At 61.9% G+C, this 575-nt stretch carries 1 protein-coding gene; it reads right to left on the bottom strand.

The annotated features are described in order from the left end of the window. The coding region (gene map / locus GC098_RS03060; protein WP_171640867.1) for a type I methionyl aminopeptidase at window positions 1–575 on the bottom strand (575 nt) is incomplete at both ends.

Here is a 575-nt window from a genome sequence, read left to right as displayed (position 1 = left end):
CCTTCAGCCGTGATGGCGATCGTATGCTCGTATTGGGCGGCGAGCTTGCGGTCCAGCGTCCGCGCGGTCCAGCCGTCCGGATCGATTGTCATGTAGTAGGTGCCTTCGGTGATCATTGGCTCGATCGTGAACACCATGCCTTCCTTGATGCGGAGGCCTTTGCCGGGTTTGCCGACATGCATATAGTTCGGCGCCTCGTGCAGGTCCCGGCCGATGCCATGCGCGAGTAGGTCACGCACGACGCCGAATCCGTTCGGTTCGGCATGCCGCTGGATGGCGCTCGTCACGTCGCCGAGCCGATTGCCGGGCTGCGCCTGCGCGATACCGAGGTCAAGGCATTCCTTCGTGACGCGCATCAGTTTCTCGGCTGTCGGCGAGATCTTCCCGACCGCATAGCTCCAGGCTGAATCGCCGAGCCAGCCGTCGAGCTCCGCGACCGTGTCGATCGTCACGATATCGCCCTCCTCAAGTGGCTTATCTCTAGGAAAGCCATGCGCGATCACGTCGTTGACGGAGGCACAGGTCGCATATTGATAGCCCTTGTAGCCCTTCGTGTAGGGCTTGGCGCCGTGCTT

Origin of the sequence: Paenibacillus phytorum, from assembly GCF_013141715.1 — a bacterium.
Taxonomy (GTDB): Bacteria; Bacillota; Bacilli; order Paenibacillales; family NBRC-103111; genus Paenibacillus_E; species Paenibacillus_E phytorum.
This window is presented reverse-complemented; position numbering and strand designations above follow the sequence as displayed.